The organism is Plantactinospora veratri (assembly GCF_036421995.1).
Taxonomy (GTDB): Bacteria; Actinomycetota; Actinomycetes; order Mycobacteriales; family Micromonosporaceae; genus Plantactinospora; species Plantactinospora veratri.
In genome coordinates this window covers 62,283-80,850 of record NZ_JAZGQL010000005.1, presented here as the reverse complement: position 1 = coordinate 80,850, position 18,568 = coordinate 62,283, and the positions used below count along the sequence as shown (strand labels likewise).

General features: G+C 73.7%; 14 protein-coding genes. 4 read left to right on the top strand and 10 right to left on the bottom strand.

The window, feature by feature from the left end; genetic code table 11:
* Nucleotides 1–65: 65 nt before the first annotated feature.
* The 9 genes from V1634_RS06520 to V1634_RS06480 all read right to left on the bottom strand — a co-directional run bounded on the left by V1634_RS06520 (nt 66) and on the right by V1634_RS06480 (nt 10,854).
* A complete protein-coding gene (locus V1634_RS06520) occupies nt 66–698 on the bottom strand; it encodes a COG4315 family predicted lipoprotein (RefSeq protein ID WP_331206837.1) in 633 nt (210 codons plus the stop codon).
* A gap of 275 nt (nt 699–973) precedes the next feature.
* Nucleotides 974–1,729, bottom strand: coding sequence for a zf-HC2 domain-containing protein (locus V1634_RS06515; protein WP_331206836.1), 756 nt, complete (start codon nt 1,727–1,729; stop codon nt 974–976).
* A complete protein-coding gene (locus tag V1634_RS06510) occupies nt 1,726–2,418 on the bottom strand; it encodes a sigma-70 family RNA polymerase sigma factor (RefSeq protein WP_331206835.1) in 693 nt (230 codons plus the stop codon). Before V1634_RS06510 ends, V1634_RS06515 begins: the two co-directional genes overlap by 4 nt.
* A 164-nt stretch (nt 2,419–2,582) precedes the next feature.
* The gene (locus tag V1634_RS06505; protein WP_331206834.1) at nt 2,583–3,440 is read right to left on the bottom strand and encodes a spermidine synthase; all 858 of its coding nucleotides are present in this window, start codon (nt 3,438–3,440) and stop codon (nt 2,583–2,585) included.
* A 73-nt stretch (nt 3,441–3,513) separates the two neighbouring features.
* The gene (locus V1634_RS06500) at nt 3,514–4,485 is read right to left on the bottom strand and encodes a hypothetical protein (RefSeq protein WP_331206833.1); all 972 of its coding nucleotides are present in this window, start codon (nt 4,483–4,485) and stop codon (nt 3,514–3,516) included.
* Entirely contained in the window at nt 4,482–6,965 is a 2,484-nt protein-coding gene (locus V1634_RS06495; protein WP_331206832.1) for an SMC family ATPase, read from the bottom strand. Before V1634_RS06495 ends, V1634_RS06500 begins: the two co-directional genes overlap by 4 nt.
* Before the next feature lie 22 nt (nt 6,966–6,987).
* Nucleotides 6,988–8,133, bottom strand: a complete 1,146-nt coding sequence (locus V1634_RS06490; RefSeq protein ID WP_331206831.1) for an exonuclease SbcCD subunit D — start codon at nt 8,131–8,133, stop codon at nt 6,988–6,990.
* A gap of 12 nt (nt 8,134–8,145) precedes the next feature.
* The gene (locus V1634_RS06485) at nt 8,146–9,903 is read right to left on the bottom strand and encodes an ATP-binding protein (protein ID WP_331206830.1); all 1,758 of its coding nucleotides are present in this window, start codon (nt 9,901–9,903) and stop codon (nt 8,146–8,148) included.
* 207 nt (nt 9,904–10,110) lie between these two features.
* Entirely contained in the window at nt 10,111–10,854 is a 744-nt protein-coding gene (locus V1634_RS06480; protein WP_331206829.1) for a pyrimidine reductase family protein, read from the bottom strand.
* Nucleotides 10,855–11,003: 149 nt separating this feature from the next.
* Between V1634_RS06480 and V1634_RS06475 the strand changes: the two genes are divergently transcribed.
* The 3 genes from V1634_RS06475 (at nt 11,004) to V1634_RS06465 (ending at nt 15,977) form a co-directional block, all read left to right on the top strand.
* Entirely contained in the window at nt 11,004–11,549 is a 546-nt protein-coding gene (locus V1634_RS06475; RefSeq protein WP_331206828.1) for a plasmid pRiA4b ORF-3 family protein, read from the top strand.
* 474 nt (nt 11,550–12,023) lie between these two features.
* A complete protein-coding gene (locus tag V1634_RS06470; RefSeq protein WP_331206827.1) occupies nt 12,024–13,334 on the top strand; it encodes an extracellular solute-binding protein in 1,311 nt (436 codons plus the stop codon).
* A gap of 312 nt (nt 13,335–13,646) precedes the next feature.
* Entirely contained in the window at nt 13,647–15,977 is a 2,331-nt protein-coding gene (locus V1634_RS06465) for an LLM class flavin-dependent oxidoreductase (protein ID WP_331206826.1), read from the top strand.
* A gap of 158 nt (nt 15,978–16,135) precedes the next feature.
* On the opposite strand, the gene V1634_RS06460 is transcribed toward V1634_RS06465, so the two are convergent.
* A complete protein-coding gene (locus tag V1634_RS06460) occupies nt 16,136–17,077 on the bottom strand; it encodes an aldo/keto reductase (protein WP_331206825.1) in 942 nt (313 codons plus the stop codon).
* A 46-nt stretch (nt 17,078–17,123) separates the two neighbouring features.
* Between V1634_RS06460 and pdxR the strand changes: the two genes are divergently transcribed.
* A complete protein-coding gene (pdxR, locus tag V1634_RS06455; protein WP_331206824.1) occupies nt 17,124–18,557 on the top strand; it encodes a MocR-like pyridoxine biosynthesis transcription factor PdxR in 1,434 nt (477 codons plus the stop codon).
* Nucleotides 18,558–18,568 lie beyond the last annotated feature (11 nt).

Below are 18,568 nucleotides of genomic sequence, written 5' to 3'. Positions count from 1 at the left end.
GACCGCGCCTACCCTGGCAACGGCCGGCCGCCGGGTCTGTGCGGCAGCACCCGTGGGTCGGCTGGTCAGTAGCCGGACCCCGTCTGTTCCCCGGCCTCCGCCGGCGGCGGGGCGACCGGCTTCGGCTTGCCGGTCGGCAGGCAGCTGAGGTTCTTGGTACCGGCCGGGGTCACCACGAACCAGGTGCCGCCGACGCCCTGGCCCTTCCACTGTCCGGGCTTCTTGTCACCGATGTAGCGGTACACCGGCCAGCCGCCGATGGTGATCTGCCTGGTGCCGTCGGGCCGGACGACCGTGCCGACCTTGTCCGCGGCGACGCCCTTGACACTCGGCGTGCCGTTGGTGAGCGCGGCCGGCCACACCCGGGCGCACTCGCCGACGCAGGTCGTCGTCGGCGGCTTCGCCGAGTCCCGGTCGAAGCGGTAGAGCACCCAGCCCTTGTCGTCGGTCACCACCTGACCCATCCGGGGGACCCGCTTGCCGACCAGGCCGGCGGTGACGTCCACCTCGGCCACCTCGACGGGCTGCGGGGTCGGCTCGGCGGCGGGTTCGGGGGTCGGCTCGGCGGCCGCGTTCGCCGCCGGCTTCGCGTTGCCGGCGGCACTGGTGTTCGGGGTGGTTCCCGCAGGTGCGCAGGCCGTCAACGCGGCCAGCGCCGCGCCGGCCAGTACGACGCCGGTACGCTTCGTCGGTGCCACGTCCCCTCCTCTGCTGGACAGGTTGCCGGGAAGTACGGCCACTTCGGCCGCCCGGTTGAGCCAATTCGTAGTGGACAATTTCACAGCGAAAACGTTGAACTTCTGCCGCGCGCCGTACGTACAAATCAAGAGCCGTCGTGACCACGTGCTTTCCGTCGCCGGTAAATCTCTGACGGTGCGGCACGACGTGATTCGGGCGCGCAATTGTCCGAGCCGTGATGGCGCCGGGACGACGCCTGTGGTCGGCTTGGCCCCGTGCGAAACTCCCAGGCCCGTCAGGCCGGCACGGTCACCAGGGGGTCCGTCGACCCGTCGTCGTCGATCACCTGCACCTGGAACCCGACGATGTCGTCCAGGTCGCTGGAGGTGGCGGTCTCCAGCATCAGCGGGTTGGGCTGGGTCTTCGTGCCGTAGCCGCCCGGCGGCACCTTCCAACTGGAGAGGGCCTCGGTGTCCCCGTTCTTGTGGATCGCCACCAGCCGGCACACCTTCGGGCCGGACAACCCGCTCAGCGCGTAGGAGACCCGGGTGCCCCAGGGTGTCGAGCCGAGGATCACCTCCATGCGCACCCCGCTGTCCGGATCGGTGGCGGTGAACCGCTCGCCGGTCGGCGCCGGCCGGCCGGTGGCCCCCGGGCTGCCGGTGACCGTGCCGGCGCCAGGCGGCTGCGCGGTCGTCGTGCCCGGATCGGCGATCCGGGTCCCGGCGAAGAGCGCCAGGCCGGTCAGCATCGCCAGCAGCACCACACCGGCCGCGAGGCTGTAGAGCCGCCGGCTGCGGGCCCGCCGCCGGTCCGCGCCGACCGCCGCCACGACCCGGTCGAAGAGCAGGCCGTCGGACTCGGCGCGCTCCGCCACCACCAGGTCACGGCCGTCGACCTCGCCCAGCATGTCCACCACCGGCAGCAGCGACTCCAGCTCCAGCCCGCACTGCGGGCAACTCGCCAGGTGCTCCTCGAAACGCACCGTGTCGCGCTCGTCCAGAACGCCCAGGGCGTACGACGCGACGTCCCAGTGGATCTCGGCGTTCACTCGGTCACCCCCCGCTCCACGAGGGCTGCCCGCAGTGCCCGCAGCGCGTAGTAGACCCGGGACTTCGCGGTGCCGAGCGGCAGCCCCAACTCCTCGGCGGCCTCCGGCACCGTGCGCCCCCGGAAGTACGTCGCCACCAGCACCTCCCGGTGCGGCTGGCTCAGCGTGCGCAGGGCGTCCGTGATGGTCATCATCCGCAGCACCCGGTCCGTGTCGTCCGACTCGGAGAAGCCCTCCAGATCGCGGTCGTACGTCTCGGCGGGTCGGGCCTGCTCGCTGCGATGGTCGTCGATCACGATCCGCCGGGCGACGGTGACGAGCCAGGGACGCAACGACGACTGGCCGTGGGTGCCGAGCCGGTGTGCGTTGCGCCAGGCGCGTAACAGCGTCTCCTGCACCACGTCCTCGGCGCGCTGGCGGTCGCCGCCGGTCAGCCGCAGGACGAACATCAGCAGAGGTTTGGCATGTTCCTCGTAGAGCACGCGAACGAGCTCGTCGGAGTGCCTGTTCTCGGCGGGGGTCGAATTGTGGCGGCCGGCAGCCGGTCGCGGTGTCACCGGCCCATCATTCCGTCCGGCCGGCCGCGCGTCGAGACTTTTCCGGTACCGAATTGACCGGCGTTGCGAGGTGGCGCACATTCGCCCCGGCATGACCGTGTCGCCATACCATCCGCCGGCTACCGCCTGCATCCCACCCATACCTCCGCGTCGAAGGCGCGTGAGCCGGCCCCCGCCTGGGGTCCGGTCGATCCCGCCGCCGAGAAGTACGGACTCCGGGCCGGGCCGGATCAACGCGGCTCGGAGAAGTTGTGCCAAAGCTGCACCTCGGCGGCCGTGACGTCCGATGTGTCCGGCTAGCGGGCGATGTCGAAGCTCCCCGGCGGCGGCGGTGCGGAGGACCGGGCGGCGCTGTCGACGACCACCCGGGCACCGTCGGCGAACCGGTCCAGGTCGGCGCCGGCCAGCACCCGGCCCGGGAACCAGTCTCCGGCGGTACGCCGGACCAGCTCCGGCACCGGCAGTTCGGCCCGGCTGGCGGCCAGCACCAGGTTGCCGTACCGGCGGCCGCGCAGCACCGCCGAATCGGCGACCAGGCAGATCTCGGGGAGTACGGCCCGGACGGTGGCGACCTGGGCGCGGGCGTACCGCAGCGGTGGGCCGTCCGCGACGTTGACCACGTGTACGCCGCCGGGGCGCAACACCCGGGCCGCCTCGGCCGCGAACTCCACTGAGGTCAGATGTGCCGGGGTGCGGGCTCCGGCGAAGACGTCGGCCACCACCACGTCGTAGCTGCCGTCCCGGATGGTGCCGAGCACCTCCCGGGCGTCGCCGACCCGGACCCGCAGCCGGGGGTCGGCCGGCCAGGGCAGTTTCTCCCGGACCAGGTCGACCAGGGCCGCGTCGACCTCGACGACCCGCTGGGTCGAGCCGGGCCGGGTGGCGCAGAGATAGCGCGGCAGGGTCAGCGCCCCGCCGCCGAGGTGCAGCACCCGGAGCGGCTCACCGGCCGGCGCGACGAGGTCGAGCACGATGGCGATCCGGCGGACGTACTCGAACTCCAGGTGGGTCGGGTCGGTGAGGTCGACGTGCGACTGCGGCGCCCCGTCGACCAGCAGCGTGTACGAACCCGGCCGGTCCGGGTCCGGGCGCAGCTCCGCCAGGCCGCTCGCCACCTTCACCGCGAGCGCGTCGGCCCGCCGTTTCCGCCCCACCGGTGAAGTATCGCCGCCGGGCGTCCCGGCCCGGACGGGGGTTGGCGGAACGAGCCGTTGCGCACCCGTCGGGTCAACCGGTGAAGGCCGCCGGGGCGGCCCGGGTGGTGGCCAGGGTGAGGGCGCGGTGCAGCAGCCGGCCGTCGCCGAGCCGGGCCCGCAGCCGGCGTTCCAGCCCGGCGATCGGGATCAGGTTCTGCGGGGCCCGGGGGTCCTTGTAGGGCGTGGAGGCGAACTTCGGCAGCGTGACCAGGGAGAGGTCAGCCAACTCGATCGCCTGCTGCTCGGCCAGCTCGGCCGAGCACTCGACCCGGACGATCCCGGCCCACGGGCCGCGCCCCGAGCCGGGCAGCCGCAGATACCAGGAGTAGCCGCCCCAGGCCGTACCGAGCCGGAAGACCGGGGAGCGTTCCCGGGCGGCCAGCCCGGTGACCAGCGCGGTGTGCCGGGCCTCCAGGTACTGGCTGTGCTGGGTCTTGATGTAGCCGAGGGTGCGCGGCAGTTGCCGCCGGCTGCGCAGCGGGCCGTCCACCACCAGCAGGTCGCCGTCGTCCCGGACCGCGCCGGAGACCTTCACCTCGAGCGCGGTCAGCGGCCCCTGGACCGCCGCCGGCAGCTTGCTCAGCTCGCCGGTCCCGCTGAGCCGGTGTACGGCGTACCGGATCTGCCCGGCGACCACGTCCTGCGCCGACGGGCTGGCGGTGAAGAGTCCCCGTTCCACCTCGGCACCGGCCAGTTCGGCGGCACCCCGGCGCAGGTCGCAGCGGACCACCCCGGCGGCGTACGAGGCGGCCAGGCCGGGGTAGGAGGTGCCGTCCGGTTCCTCGGTCCAGACGCTGGCGTCGATCCGGCGTACCCCGTCGACCAGCAGCACCACGTCCGGCGGCTCGATGGTGTCCGGGGCGGCGAGCGGGCGCCACTCGTCGGCGGGCAGCTCGACGTCGGTCTGCACCTGGGCACTGCTCGGTGCCGCCGGGCCACCGGCCGCCTCGAACGAGGCACCGTAGGCCGGGTCCCAGGCGTCGACGAAGAGCCGGGTGCTCACCGGCCGGTCCGTTCGACCCGGGAACTGCGGGCGTCCTTGCGTACCTCGAACCGGACCGGGATCCGCTCCGCCAGCGCCGGTACGTGGGTGACCACCCCGACCATCCGGTCGCCCCGGGCGGCGAGGTTTTCCAGGGTGGCGGCGACGGTGTCCAGGGTCGCCGCGTCCAGGGTGCCGAAGCCCTCGTCGAGCACGATCGACTCCAGGCTGGCGGTGGTGGTCGAGAGCCCGGCGAGTTGCTCGGAGAGGGCCAGCGCCAGCGCCAGCGAGGCCTGGAAGGTCTCCCCGCCCGAGAGTGTCCGGACCGCCCGGCGCAGCCCCGCGTCGTGGTGGTCGAGGACGAAGAACTCGCCCTTGTCGTGCGCCAGATCGTATTGCCCGCCGGTGAGTTCGCGCAGGATCCGGGAGGCCCCGTCGACCAGCATGTCGAGCGCCTCGGCCAGCAGCCACCGCTCGAAGTTGTTGGCCCGCAGGTGCCCGGCCAGCGCCTTGGCGATCCGGGACTCCCGCTCGTGCCCGGTCCGGCGTTCGGTCAGCTCCCGGGCCTGCTCCCGGCGCTCGACCAGCCGGCGGTGCTCGGCCTCGGCCCGCTCGAGCGCGACCACCGCCAGCCGGACCGGGTCGGCGTCGGCGGCCGGCCGGTCGAGCCCGACGGCGGTGAAGAGGGCGGCGATCCGTTCCGCGACCGCGTCGACGGTGCCGTGTGCCTCGGTCACCGCCGAGGCGGCGCCGGCCCGGTTCGCCCGCCGCTCCTCGCCGGCCCGGGCCGCCCAGTCGGCGAGCCCGGCCCAGGCGGCGGTCACGTCCGCCCGGTCGGCGGCCGGCGGACCGAACCGGGCCACCGCGTCCCGCACCGTGTCGAAGGCGTGCCAGGCACCCCGCAGCCGCTCCTCGGCCGCCTCCACCCCGGCCCGGGTCCGCCGGGCGGTCTCCCGGGCCGCCCGTACCGCCCCGCCGGCCGCCTCCAGGTCACGGCGGAGCCCGGCGAGCAGGTCGAGCCGCTCGCGCAGCGCGGCCGGGCCGGGGGAGTCGGCGAGCCGGGCGTCGAGGTCGGCGAGCCGGGCGGTGAGCTGCTCGTGCCGGGCCCGGGCCTGGTCGAGGGTGCGTTCCAGCTCCCGGGCGGCCCGGTCCCGCTCGGCGACCAGCCGGTCGGCGGCGTCGGCGGCGGCCCGGGCGGCCTCGCCGGCCTGCTTCGCGGCGGCCACCGCCGAGCCCTCCGGCAGCGGCGGCACCTCGGTCACCGGCTGGGTGCAGACCGGGCAGGGCGCCCCGGCGTGCAGGTGGGCCCGGAGCGCCGCCGCCCGGTCGGCGGTCTGCGCCTCCTGGTAGGCGGACCGGGCCGCCTCCAGCTCCGCCCGGGCCCGCTCCGCTCCGGACCGGGCCGCCTCCAGCGCGGCCACCGCCGCGTCGTGGTCGGCACCGGCCGAGTCCAGCGCGCCGGCCAGCGCCGCCGCCTCGCCGGCCACCTGCTTGCGTTCGGTGTGCGCCTGTTGCAGCAGCCGCAGCGCCGCCGGGTCGCCGGCGCCGGCCAGTTCACCGCGGAGCTTCTCCTCGCGTTCCTCGGCCACGGTCACCGCCGCCGACGCCTCGGTCGCGGCTTCCCGGGCGGCCGCGACCGCGTCGGCGACGACGGCGAGGTCCCGGGGCGGCCGGACCCGGGCCAGCTCGGCGAGTTCGGCGTCGAGCGCGGCGAGCCCGCGCTCCGCCTCGGCCGCGGCGGTACGGGCGGCCCGCAGCTCGGGTACGGCGGCGTCGACCCCGTCGGCCAGCTCCCGCATCGCCTCCACCCGGCCGGCGGCGGCCGCCAGCGTCTCGTCGTCGATCCCGGTGAGCCCGTCGAGCATCCGGTCGACGGCCTCCAGCGCGGCGTCGGCCCGGGCGGCCCGCGCGGTCGCCCGCTTCTGCACCTCCTCGTAGACGCCGAGGCCGAGCAGGTTGACCAGGATCTGCTGCCGGGTCGCCGGCTTGGCGTGCAGGAAGTCGGCGAACTGCCCCTGCGGCAGCAGTACGCAGCTGGTGAACTGCTCGTACGGCAGCCCGACCGCCTCCAGCACCGCCTCGTCCATCTCGGCCGGGGTACCGGCGACCACCTCACCGAGGTCCTCCGGGCTGAGCCCGGTGTCCAGCTTCGTCACGTCGAAGCCGGGCGGCATCAGTTGCAGCCCCGCGTTGCCGGTCTTGACGTTGCCCCGGCTGTCCCGCCGGACCACCCGGGTCGCCACGTAGCGGGCACCGGCGGACTCGAAGACCAGTCGGACCCGGGCCTCGGCGGCCGACGGGGCCAGCGCGTTGGCGATGCCCCGGGCGCCGCCCCAGCGCGGCACCGTGCCGTAGAGGGCGAAGCAGATCGCGTCGAGCACGCTGGACTTGCCCGAACCGGTCGGCCCGACCAGGGCGAAGAAGTCCGCGTCGGTGAAGTCGACGGTGGTGGCGTCCCGGAAGGCGGTGAAGCCGGCCAGGTCGAGCCGGAGCGGACGCACTATTCGGTCGCCTCCTCGTCCATCACTTGGTCGCCTCCTCGTAGAGTTCGTCGAAGAGTTCGCGTACTCCGTCGTCGGTCTGGCCCCGGCTGGTCAGGTAGTCGGCGAACAGCTCCCGGGGGGAGCGTCCGGCCCGCTGCGCGGCCCGGCCCGCACCGGAGGCCGGCAGCATCTCCGGGTCGATCCGCACCTCCAGGGCCCGGGGGAGCAGTTCCTGCACCTCCTCGCGCAGCCCGGCTCGCGGCGCCTCCCGGACGAAGACCCGCAGCCACGCCGTGCCGTCGTCGACCTTCGCCAGCTCGGCCAGGGTGCCGCGTACGGTGCGCAGCGGCGCCGCCGCCGTGATCGGTACCTCCCGGACCCGGGCGGCGGTCCGGGTGCTCACCTCGACGATGCTGACCGAGGGGCGGTTCTCCTCCTCGCCGAAGTCGATCGGCAGCGGGCTGCCGCTGTAGCGGATGTGGCAGGGGCCGAGCACCTGCTGCGCCCGGTGCAGGTGACCCAGTGCCACGTAGTGCGCGTTGCTCGGGAAGACCGAGGCCGGTACGGCGTAGTTGAGCACGGTGTGCGCCTCCCGCTCACCGCCGCCGGTCCGGGCGCCGACCACGGTCAGGTGCCCGGTGACCAGGTGCACCCGGTCGGCGGAGTCGAAGCTCTCGGTCAGCCGGCCGAGCACCCGCCCGACGTGGTCGGCGTACGTCTGCACCGCCTCGGCGGCGGTCAGCTCGTACATCTCGACGGCGCGGACCGCGTACCGCTGGGAGAGGAAGGGGAGCGCGACCAGCCGCCACGCCTCGCCGTCGGCGGTGGTCCCGTCGATGACGTGCTCGGCCGGGTTGTCCCGGACGCTGCCCCGCAGCGCCACTCCGGCGGCCTCGGCCCACGGCCGCAGCGCGTCCAGGGCCGGGCCGTTGTCGTGGTTGCCGCCGATCGCGACGACCTGGGCGCCGGTGCGGCGCAGCGCGGAGAGCGCCCGGGTGACCAGCCGGGTCGACTCCGGGGTCGGTGCGGCGGTGTCGTAGAGGTCACCGGCGACGATCACCAGGTCGGGGGACTCGGCCTGGGCGACCTCGACCAGCTGGGCGAGGGCGTCCCGGTGTTCGCCGACCCGGGACTGTCCCTTGAGGACCTTGCCGACGTGCCAGTCGGAGGTGTGCAGGATCTTCACGCCACCACCTGCCTAGAAGGGGATGTCGTCGTCGGAGAGCACGCCCGACCGGGAGCCGACCACGGCGAACGGGTCGGCGGCCTGGGTGATCGAGCGGAGCGTCCCGGTGGGTGCGGTACCGGCCTCGGAGACCCGGGTCGCCCAGGCCGGGAAGGGGAAGTCCAGGCAGAGCGGCACCGGGATGTCCGGCTGGTTGACGAACATCGTGCCCGGCTTGGCCAGCAGTGCCCGCTGCCGTTGCGCGGCGGGGAGGAAGCCGTACTCCGGGCGGGACGCCTCGGCCGGGTCGAGCCGGCCGACCACCCGGATCGCCGAGTTGGTGACGATGCGCCGTTCCACCTCGCTGGCGGTCTGCTGCGCCCCGATCAGGATCACCCCGAGCGAGCGGCCCCGCTCGGCGATGTCCAGCAGCACCTCCTTGATCGGCGAGGAGCCCTCCCGGGGGGCGTACTTGTTCAGTTCGTCGAGGACGACGAAGAGCAGCGGCTTGGCGGTGCCGGCCTTCTCCTTGCGCTCGAACTCGGTCTTCAGGGTCACCCCGACCACGAACCGCTGCGCCCGGTCCGGCAGGTTGTGCAGGTCGACCACGGTCACCTGGGCGCTCTCGGCGGTGTTCACGCTGTGCGGCCGGCGGGTGGCGAGGTCACCCCGGATCAGCCGCGCCAGGTCCTTCTTGCTGCCGATCAGTCGCCGGGCGAAGGCGTTGACGGTGCCCATGTTGACCGCGCTGCCGGCCCATTCCGAGCGGGTCTCGTCGTCGGTGAGCTGCTCGACGATGTGGTCGACCAGGTCGGGGTAGGAGTTGATCCGTACCCCGTCGACGCTGACCCCGCCGTCGGCGGGCTGGGCGTACCGGTGCAGGTGGGCGGCGACCGAGTGCACGACCATGGTGTATTGCTGGCGCTCGTCGTCGGCGTCGGCGAAGACGTACGGCAGCAGGCGGTCGGCGCAGAACTCGGTCAGCGTCCAGTAGAAGCTGTCGACCCCGGAGAGCCGGCTGCTCACGTCGGGGGTGCCGGAGGAGTCGCCGGCCCGGGGCGGGGCGTAGACCCGGACGTCCGGGAACGCCCCGGCGTCGAGCCCCAGCTTCGCGTACGTCTCCGTGGTGGCGGCGTCCAGCCGGCTGTTCGGGTGGTCGAGGAAGAGCAGGTCCTCGCCCTTGACGTTGAAGATCAGTGCCTTGGCGTTCACCGCGTCGCCGCCGAGCACGCCCGAGCGGAAGACCGAGTAGAGCAGGAAGGTGGCGAAGCTGGTCTTGGTGGCCACCCCGGAGATGCCGGAGATGGAGACGTGCGCGCCGCGGCTGCCGTCCAGGAAGTCGGCGTTGAGGTAGACCGGCACGCCATCCCGGCCCATCCCCATCGGCACCCGGCGCTCCATCCGGTCGAAGTGCAGCGCCGCCGACCGGGCCTCGCCCTCGGCCCGGTAGACCACCGCCCCGGGGGAGGGCGGGACGTAGAACTCCGGATCGACCCGGGTGGTGGTGATCTCGGCCGCCTCCTGCACCATCGCCGGCAGGGTGCCGTCGGCGATGGCGAAGACGTCGGAGTCGAACTGCGCCCCCTCGTGCCGGGCCCGGACCTGGGTGACCACTCCGGCGATGGTGACCGGTTCCCGGTCGGGCAGCTCGCGGCGGGTCACCACCACGTCGTCGAGCTGGAGGTAGCTGCCCGGGGTGACGGCCGTCCAGAACTGCAGGGGCGTGGCGTCGGCGGTGCCCAGCACCCGGCCGACCGCCGCACCCGGACCCTCCGGGGAGCTGTCGGTCACCGCGCAACTCCGCTGGGTGTCGTCCCGGTCGGTGTCGCGCCGGTCAGGGTGAGAATCTGGTCAAGACACACGAGTCGCATCCTGCCTCACTAGTACGACACCGTGCCAACGCGGCGCGGCGGCACCAGTCTCCTGCGCCATGATGACCCTCAATCCACCCGTCGGCCCGGGCAACACGCCGCACCGCCCGGGCCGGCGCCGGCCGGCTCAGCCTCGGGCGTACCGGAGCAGCAGCTCGTCCCCGGCGGCGAGGACGTGCCGCAGCGACATCCCGTGCGGTGTGGTGGTCGGCCCGGCGGTGATCCGCCCGGCGCCCGGACCGGTCAGCATCGGCGCCACCGTCAGGCAGACCTCGTCGACCAGGCCGGCGGCGGTCAGCGAGCCGAACAGGTGCGGCCCGCCCTCGCAGAGCAGTTGGCCGTGCCCTCGGCGGTGCAGCTCGGCCAGGCCGGCGGCCAGGTCGACCTGCTCCGCACCGTGCCGCAGCAGCTCGGCGACGTCGGCGAGCCCGGCCGGCGCCTCGGCCCGCTCGGAGGTGAGCACCACCGGCCGGACCGGGGCGTCCGCGAAGGCCGCCGACTCCGGGTCGAGGTTCAGCGCCCGGGAGACCACGACCATCGTCGGGTACTCGGCCAGCCCGTGCTCCCGGCGCCAGGCCCGGCGCCGCTCGTCCAGCCGGAGTGCCCGGTACGCCTCGTGCCGCAGCGTGCCCGCGCCGACCAGCAGCACGTCGCAGACCATCCGGAGCAGCCCGAAGACCCGCTTGTCCGGCGCGGAGGAGAGGCCGGCGGAGTGGCCGTCCAGCTCGACCGCGCCGTCGATGCTGGCGACGAAGTTCATCCGGAGATGGGGCCGGTCGAGGCGCGGATAGAGCGCGATCAGTGCCGGCTCGTCCAGGGCAGCCGACATCGGCTCAGGCCACAACCGGGTTATTCCGACATTCCCGGTCATTCGCTGGCCGGACCGGTGACCGGAGGGACGGGTGCGGGGGTACGGTGCTGGCAGTCGCACCAGTTGCGGCCCCGGCAGTCGTCGTGCCTGTCGTCCCGGCAGGCTCGGCAGATCATGCCGGTAAGCCTATGCCGAGAGGGTGGGAGACGATGCGCCGTCAGATCTTCCAGCTCAAGGTGTCGCTCGCCGACGTCACACCGCCGGTCTGGCGGCGGGTGCTGGTGCCGGGCGGCTACACCCTGGACCGGGTGCACCGGCTGTTCCAGTCCGTACTGGGCTGGCAGAACTGCCATCTGCACTCGTTCGACATCGACGGGGTGCAGTACGGCGTACCGGATCCCGAGGGGGAGCTGACGCTCCGCGACGAGCTGGACACCCGGCTGGACGCGGTGGCGACCAAGGGTGGTCGCTTCCTCTACACCTACGACTTCGGCGACTGGTGGGAACACGACGTGATCGTCGAGGACGTCTTCGGCGCCGATCCCGACGAGCGGTATCCGGTCTGCTCCGCCGGTGCGGGGGCCTGTCCGCCGGAGGACATCGGCGGCCCGTACGGCTACCGCCGGTTCCTCGCCGCGATGGCCGACCCGGACCATCCGGAGCACGAGTCGCTGCGCGACTGGCTGGGGCGGCCCTTCGACCCGTCGACTTTCGACCCGGGCCGGGCGAGCACCCTGGCCCGCTGGCTGAGCTGACCCGGATACGCCCCGGCGTGGCTCGGTCACGAGGGTCGCGGGCGACGGTCCGTCGACGGCCACTGTGGAGCGCTGGCGGGTGCGGCGGGTGCCATCTGATCCGCCGGTGTCGGGCCGGAGGTCGGCCGGCGCGTTACCTCGGGGATAACGCCCGCTTTGAGGGTGAGTGACCCAGCGCCGACGGTAACGAAATGGGAACGCTCCCAGATGCCCATTGACACCCCCGAAACGCGCCGGCAATCTCATGGGAGCGCTCCCGGCGGTTTGTGGCCCAGGCCACACGATCGTCGAGGTGGCGGCAAACCGAATCCCATGGCACGGCGCCGGGCGTCCCCGCCCGGCGCCGGTCGGCGGGCGGACACAGCACCTTCGCGCCACCGCACGACCCGGGACACCGGCATCAGCAGCACGGTCGACACACATGAATCTCCGACACCACCACAACACGAGTTACCCACCTGAGAGGGGTCAGGGATGAGCGTCATCAGGCGCCGGCTCCGCACCGTCGCGGTCGCCGCGCTCGCCGCGGGCGTGGCTCTCGGCAGCACGGCGTGCAGCAAGAGCGACAACGATGGGTCCACCGGCGAAGGGGGACAGGTCAAGCTGGTCCTGCAGACCTTCCAGAACTTCGGTTACGACCAGGCGATCAAGGACTTCGAGGCCGCCAACCCCAACATCAAGGTCGAGCACCAGAAGATGGGCGAGCTGCGCGACTTCCAGCCGAAGCTGGTGCAGTGGCTCGCCGCGGGCAGCGGTGCCGGCGACGTGGTCGGGCTCGAAGAGGGCGTGCTGCTGGGGTACGTGCAGAACCACGACAAGTTCGCCAACCTGCTGGAGCTCGGGGCCGACGAGCTGAAGTCCAACTTCCCGGAGTGGAAGTGGAACAACGCCCTGACCCCGGACGGCAAGAAGCTGATCGGGCTCGGCACCGACGTGGGCGGCCTGGCCATGTGCTACCGCAAGGACCTCTTCCAGCAGGCCGGCCTGCCGACCGACCGCGAAGAGGTCTCGCAGCGGATCAGCACCTGGCAGGACTACATCGCGCTGGGCAAGGAGTTCAAGGCCAGCGGCAAGGCCAAGGCCGCCTGGCTGGACAGCGCGACCAGCCTGATGCAGCCGCACGTCATGCAGAACTCCGAGACGTTCTTCTTCGACAAGGACAACAAGTTCATCGGCGACACCAACCCGGTCGTCAAGCAGACCTGGGACATGGGCCTGCAGATGGCCGCCGACGGGCTGACCGCCAAGGCGCAGCGCTGGAGCGCCGACTGGGACGCCGCCTTCAAGAACTCGGCGTTCGCCACCATCCCGTGCCCGGCGTGGATGACCGAGGGCGTCATCGCCCCGAAGTCCGGCCCGGCGAACGCCGGCAAGTGGGACATCGCCAAGATCCCCGGCGGTGGCGGTAACTGGGGCGGCTCCTACCTCGCGGTGCCGGCGCAGACCAAGCACCCGAAGGAGGCCTACCTGCTGGCCAAGTACCTGACCAGCAAGGAGGGCCACCTGGCCGCGTTCAAGGAGGCCGGTGCGATGCCGTCCGACATCGCCGGCATCGAGGACCCGGCGTTCAAGGACAAGAAGAGCGAGTATTTCAGCGGCGCCCCGACCGGCGAGATCTTCGGCGAGAGCGTCAAGAACATGAAGCCGGTCTTCCTCGGCGCCAAGCACCAGCAGATCTGGGAGACGGTGGTCGAGCCGCAGATGCAGGCGGCCGAGCGCGGCCAGCTCAGCTCGGACGCCGCCTGGAAGAAGGCGATGGACGAGGCCAAGAAGCTGACCAGCTAGGTCGACCGGTGACCTGCCGCGCCCACGGGTGAGCAGTGCCCGTGGGCCGGGGGGGGGGGGGGGGGCCCCCCCCCCCCCCCGGGGGGGCCCCGCCCGCGCCCCCCCCCCCCCCCCCCCCCCCCCCCCCCCCCCGGCCCCCCCCCCCCCGCCGGCGCGCCCCCCGCCCCCCCCCCCCCCCCCCCCCCCCCCCCCCCCCCCCCCACTCCGCTCCGAACCCCGCGCGGAATATGTTGCTCGCCATATGAGTTGTCGAGCAGAAGATATTTCACCTAGAGTTCCTGTCGGTTGACCGACGGGGCGCGGAGGTAAGCAATGCCTGATTACGGCCATGAGCTGCTGTTCGGGGCGTTCATCACGCCCGGTGCGGAGACGCCCGAGCGGGTGGTGGAGCTGGCCGAGCTGGCGGAGTCGGCCGGACTGGATCTGGCCACCTTCCAGGACCATCCCTACAACCCCGGGTTCCTCGACACCTGGACCCTGCTGAGCTGGGTCGCCGCCCGTACCGAGCGGATCCGGGTCTCGGCCAACGTGCTCAACCTGCCGCTGCGCCCGCCGACGGTGCTGGCCCGGGCCGCCGCCAGCCTCGACCTGCTCTCGGGAGGCCGGTTCGAACTCGGGCTGGGCGCCGGGGCGTTCTGGGACGCGATCGAGGGCATGGGCGCCCGCCGGCTCGGCGCCGGCCCGGGGGTGGCGGCGCTCCGGGAAGCGATCGACGTGCTGCGCGGGGTGTGGGACACCGCCACGGCGGGACCGCTGCGGCTGCCCGGCGAGCACTATCCGGTACCCGGAATGCGGCGCGGCCCCGCACCGGCGCACGAGATCGGGATCTGGCTGGGTGCGTACAAGCCCCGGATGCTGGCGCTGACCGGCGGCAAGGCCGACGGGTGGCTACCGACCCAGGAATACCTGGACACCCCCGACCGGGTCACCGCCAACCGGTTGATCGACGAGGCGGCCGTCGCGGCCGGGCGCGATCCCCGGCAGATCCGCCGACTGCTCAACATCATGCAGGTCGACTTCTCCGCCACCGGGCGCGGCTTCCTACAGGGTCCGCCCGCGCAGTGGGTCGACCAGCTGCTCCCGCTCGTCCTCGACGAGGGGTTCAGCGCGTTCCTGATCGGCCGGGACGACCCGCGCCTGCTCCAGACCTTCGGCCAGGAGGTGGCACCGGCGCTGCGCGAGGCGGTCGCCACCGAGCGGCGCAAGAACGGGACCGCGACCGGGCCGGTCCGACCCGCCGTCGCGCTGGCCCGGCGGCACCGGGGCATCGACTACGACGCCCTGCCGGCAACCCTGGCCGCGCGGGCGGTCGAACCCGGCGACCCGGAGTACGACCGCGTCCGGCACAGCTACAGCCGGCAGGGCTCACCCGCGCTGGTGATCCGGCCGGAGAGCGCCGCCGAGGTGGCGCAGGCGCTCGGGTACGCCCGTTCGCAGGGCGTGACGATCTCGGTACGCAGTGGCGGGCACGGCATCAGCGGCCGCTCCACAAACGACGGCGGCATCGTGCTGGACCTGTCGAGACTGGACCGGGTCGAGGTGCTCGACCGGGCAACCCGGCGGATCCGGCTGCAACCGGGTGCCCGGTGGGGGCACGTCGCCCGGGCGCTCGCCCCGCACGGCCTGGCGATGAGCTCCGGCGACTACGGCGACGTCGGCGTCGGCGGGCTCGCCACCACCGCCGGGATCGGCTACCTGGTCCGGAAGTACGGGCTGACCATCGACCACGTCGTCGCCGCCGAGATCGTCACCGCGGACGGGCGGCTGCTCCGGGTCGACCGGGACCACCACCCCGACCTCTTCTGGGCGGTACGCGGTGCCGGCGGCAACTTCGGCGTGGTCACCGCCCTGGAACTGGAGGCGTACGAGGTCGGCAACGTCGTCTACGCCCAGCTCGTCGTGGAGGCCTCGGAGACCGCCGAGCTGCTCCAGCGCTGGGGTGGGCTGGTCGAGAACTCCCCCCGGGAGATCACCAGCTTCCTCTCCCTCTTCCCCGCCCGGCGCGGCGGCCCACCGGTGGCCCAGGTCACGCTGGTCTACGCCGGTGACGACGTCGAGGCGGCCGAGGCGGCGCTGAGCCCGTTCCTGGAGATCGGGCCGGTCCTCGACCAGCAGGCCCAGCTCGTGCCCTATCCGGCGATCGTCGCCCCGCCCGGCAACCAGCATCGGGGCCAGGGGCTGGTGGACAGCCACAGCGGCCTGCTGCACCACGTGACCGCACCGGCCGCGACCGCGATGGCGAAGATGATCCGCTCCGGCGACGTACTGGTGATGCAGTTCCGCTCCGTCGGCGGCGCCGTCAACGACGTCGCCCGGGACGAGACCGCCTATCCACACCGGACCCAGAACTTCTCGGTGCTCGCCGCCACCGTCCCGCAGCGGCGGTCCCGGCTCGACCGGCTCTGGGCCGGGCTCTACCCGCACCTCGACGGCATGTACCTCAGCTTCGAGGTGGACACCGCACCGGAGCGCCTGCTGGACGCGTTTCCCGAGCCCACCCTCGGCCGGTTGCGCGCGCTCAAGGCGGTCTACGACCCCGACAACGTCTTCGACCGCAACTTCCCCATCCCGCCGGCCGACACCGCCGACCAGGGCGGCGACGACGGGTCGGCCGACGAGGAGGGAGCCGGCCCCGGTCGGTGAGACCGGCCGGGGCCGTCGGCGGGCGGCCGTCGGCGGGCGGCCGCCCGCGCCGGGTTCCCGGCGCCGCACGCTGTGCCCGCCCCCGATCCGCCGGGCCAGTTCGTCGGGCCAGGTGCCGGGCAGCCGGGTGCCGGGCAGCCGGGTTCCGGGCAGCCGGGTCAGGCGGCCGCGTCGAGCCGGGCCCGCTGTTCGGCGGTGAGCACCAGCGCCACCCCGGCCAGGGCCTCCCGCAACTGTGCGACCGTGCTCACCCCGACGATCGGGGTGGCGGCCGGACTGCCGCCGGTCAGCCAGGCCAGCACCACCTGGTTGCGGTTGGTGCCGGTCTCGGCGGCGATCTCGTCGAGTACGGCGAGCCGGCGCTCGGTACCCGGGTGCTCGTACTCCGGCGGCAGCGGCTTGTCCGCCCGGGTGTACTGGCCGCCGAGCAGCGGCGTGTACGCCCAGAGCGACATCTCGGGGTGGCACTCCAGGTAGTCGACCACCTCGTCGCTGACCGCACCGAACCGGTGCACCACGCTGGGTCGGGTGCCGGGGCGGGGCCGGAGATAGCTGAGCTGCTGCTGCACCGCCGTGAACCCGGTCATCCCGTTCGTCCGGGCGATCTGCCGGGCCCGCTCCACCTGCCAGATGGCGTAGTTCGAGCAGCCGAGCGCGCCGACCGTACCGGCGGAGACGAGTTCGTCGAAGGCGGCGACCGTCTCCGCCAGCGGTGTGTGGCGGTCCTCCTTGTGCGCCCAGTACAGGTCGACGTGGTCCACACCGAGCCGGCGGAGACTGCCCTCGATCCCATTCTTGATCACCGACGCGGACAGCCCCTCCGCGGTCTCCGGGAACCGGCCGGCCACGAGGGGCTCGCACCCCACCTTGGTGCTGATCTTGATTCGGTCGCGTACCCCCGGACGCCGGGCCAGCCAGCGGCCGAGCAGTTCCTCGCTCTGCCCGCCGTACCCGCTGGGGTCCGCCCAGAAGGCGTAGCAGTTCGCCGTGTCGATCCAGGTGCCGCCGGCCTCGACGAAGTGGTCCAGGAGTTCGAAGGAGCGCCGCTCGTCCTGGACGGTGCCGAAGAGCATGGCGCCGAGCGCGATGTTGTAGGTCATGTCTGGAACGGTAGGCGCGATCGGCCGGGCGGTACGCTCCAATACCGTGGCAGATTTCCAGACCAATTCGGCGTGGGCCACCCTGCTGGAGATCGAACCCCGGGAACGGGCCCGGCGTCCCCTGCACGACCGGCTGACCCGGGCGTTGCGGGCGGCGATCCGGGACGGCCGGCTCGCGACCGGCGCCGCCGTACCGCCCAGCCGGGCGCTCGCCGAGGAACTCGACTGCTCGCGCTGGGTGGTGACCGAGGCGTACGCGCAACTGGTCGCCGAGGGCTACCTGGCGGCCCGGGTCGGCTCGGCCACCCGGGTCTCGTGGTCGCCGGAGACCGTGCCGGCACGCCGCCGCACGCCGCCCGGGACGGCGCTGCCACCGCTGCGCTACGACCTGGCGCCCGGCCTGCCCGACCTGCGGGCCTTCCCCCGCCGACGCTGGACCGAGGCGGTGCACACGGTCACCGGCTCGGCCGCGCGGTACGACCTCGGCCCGCCCGACCCGGCCGGCCACCCGGCGCTGCGCGGCACGCTCGCCGAATACCTGCGGCGGTCGCGCGGCGCCGACGCACAGCCCGGGTCGGTGCTGGTCTGCGCCGGCATCACCGACGGGCTGTTCCGGATCTGCCGGGCGCTGCGGGCGGAGGGGATCGCCGAGGTGGCGGTGGAGGAGCCGGGCTGGAGTCGGCTCCGGGACGCGGCGGCGAGCGCCGGGCTGCGCACCGTCCCGGTCCCGGTGGACGAGGACGGGCTGCGGGTGGCCGAACTGACCGGGGCGGGCGGAGCGCGGGCGGTGGTGGTCGGCGCGGCACACCAGTTCCCGACCGGGGCCATGCTCAGCCCCGGCCGCCGGGCCGAACTGGTGCGCTGGGCGCGGGCGGTCGACGGGTACGTCGTCGAGGACGACTACGACGCCGAGTTCCGCTACGACCGCCGGCCGATCGCGGTGATGCAGGGCCTGGACCCGCGCCGGGTCTTCCTGGTCGGCTCGGTCAGCAAGACCCTCTCCCCCGCCCTCGGTCTGGGCTGGACGGTGGCGCCACCGGCCCTGCTGCCGGCGCTCCGGGCGGCGAACGCCGTCGCGGCGCCCCCGCCGGTACTGGACCAGCTCGCCCTGGCCACCTTCATCGACCGGGGCTGGTACGACACACACCTGCGCGCGGCCCGGCGCCGGTTCCGGACCCGGCGCGACCTGCTGCTGGGCGAACTCGCCGCCCGGGTGCCGGACGGCCGGGTGGCCGGCACCGCCGCCGGGCTGCACGTCCTGCTGCACCTGCCGGCCGGCACCGACACCGCGGCGGTGGTCTCAGGGGCGGAGGCGGCCGGACTGCGGCTGGCGGCCCTCGACGCGTACCGGGTGGAGCGGGCCGGGTCACCCGCGCTGGTCCTCGGGTACGGCAACATCACCGACGCCGAGATCCCACCGGCGGTCGGGCTGCTCCGGGCCGCCCTCGACGCGGCAGCGGCGACCGGCCGACGCCGCTAGGAGCCTGCCGA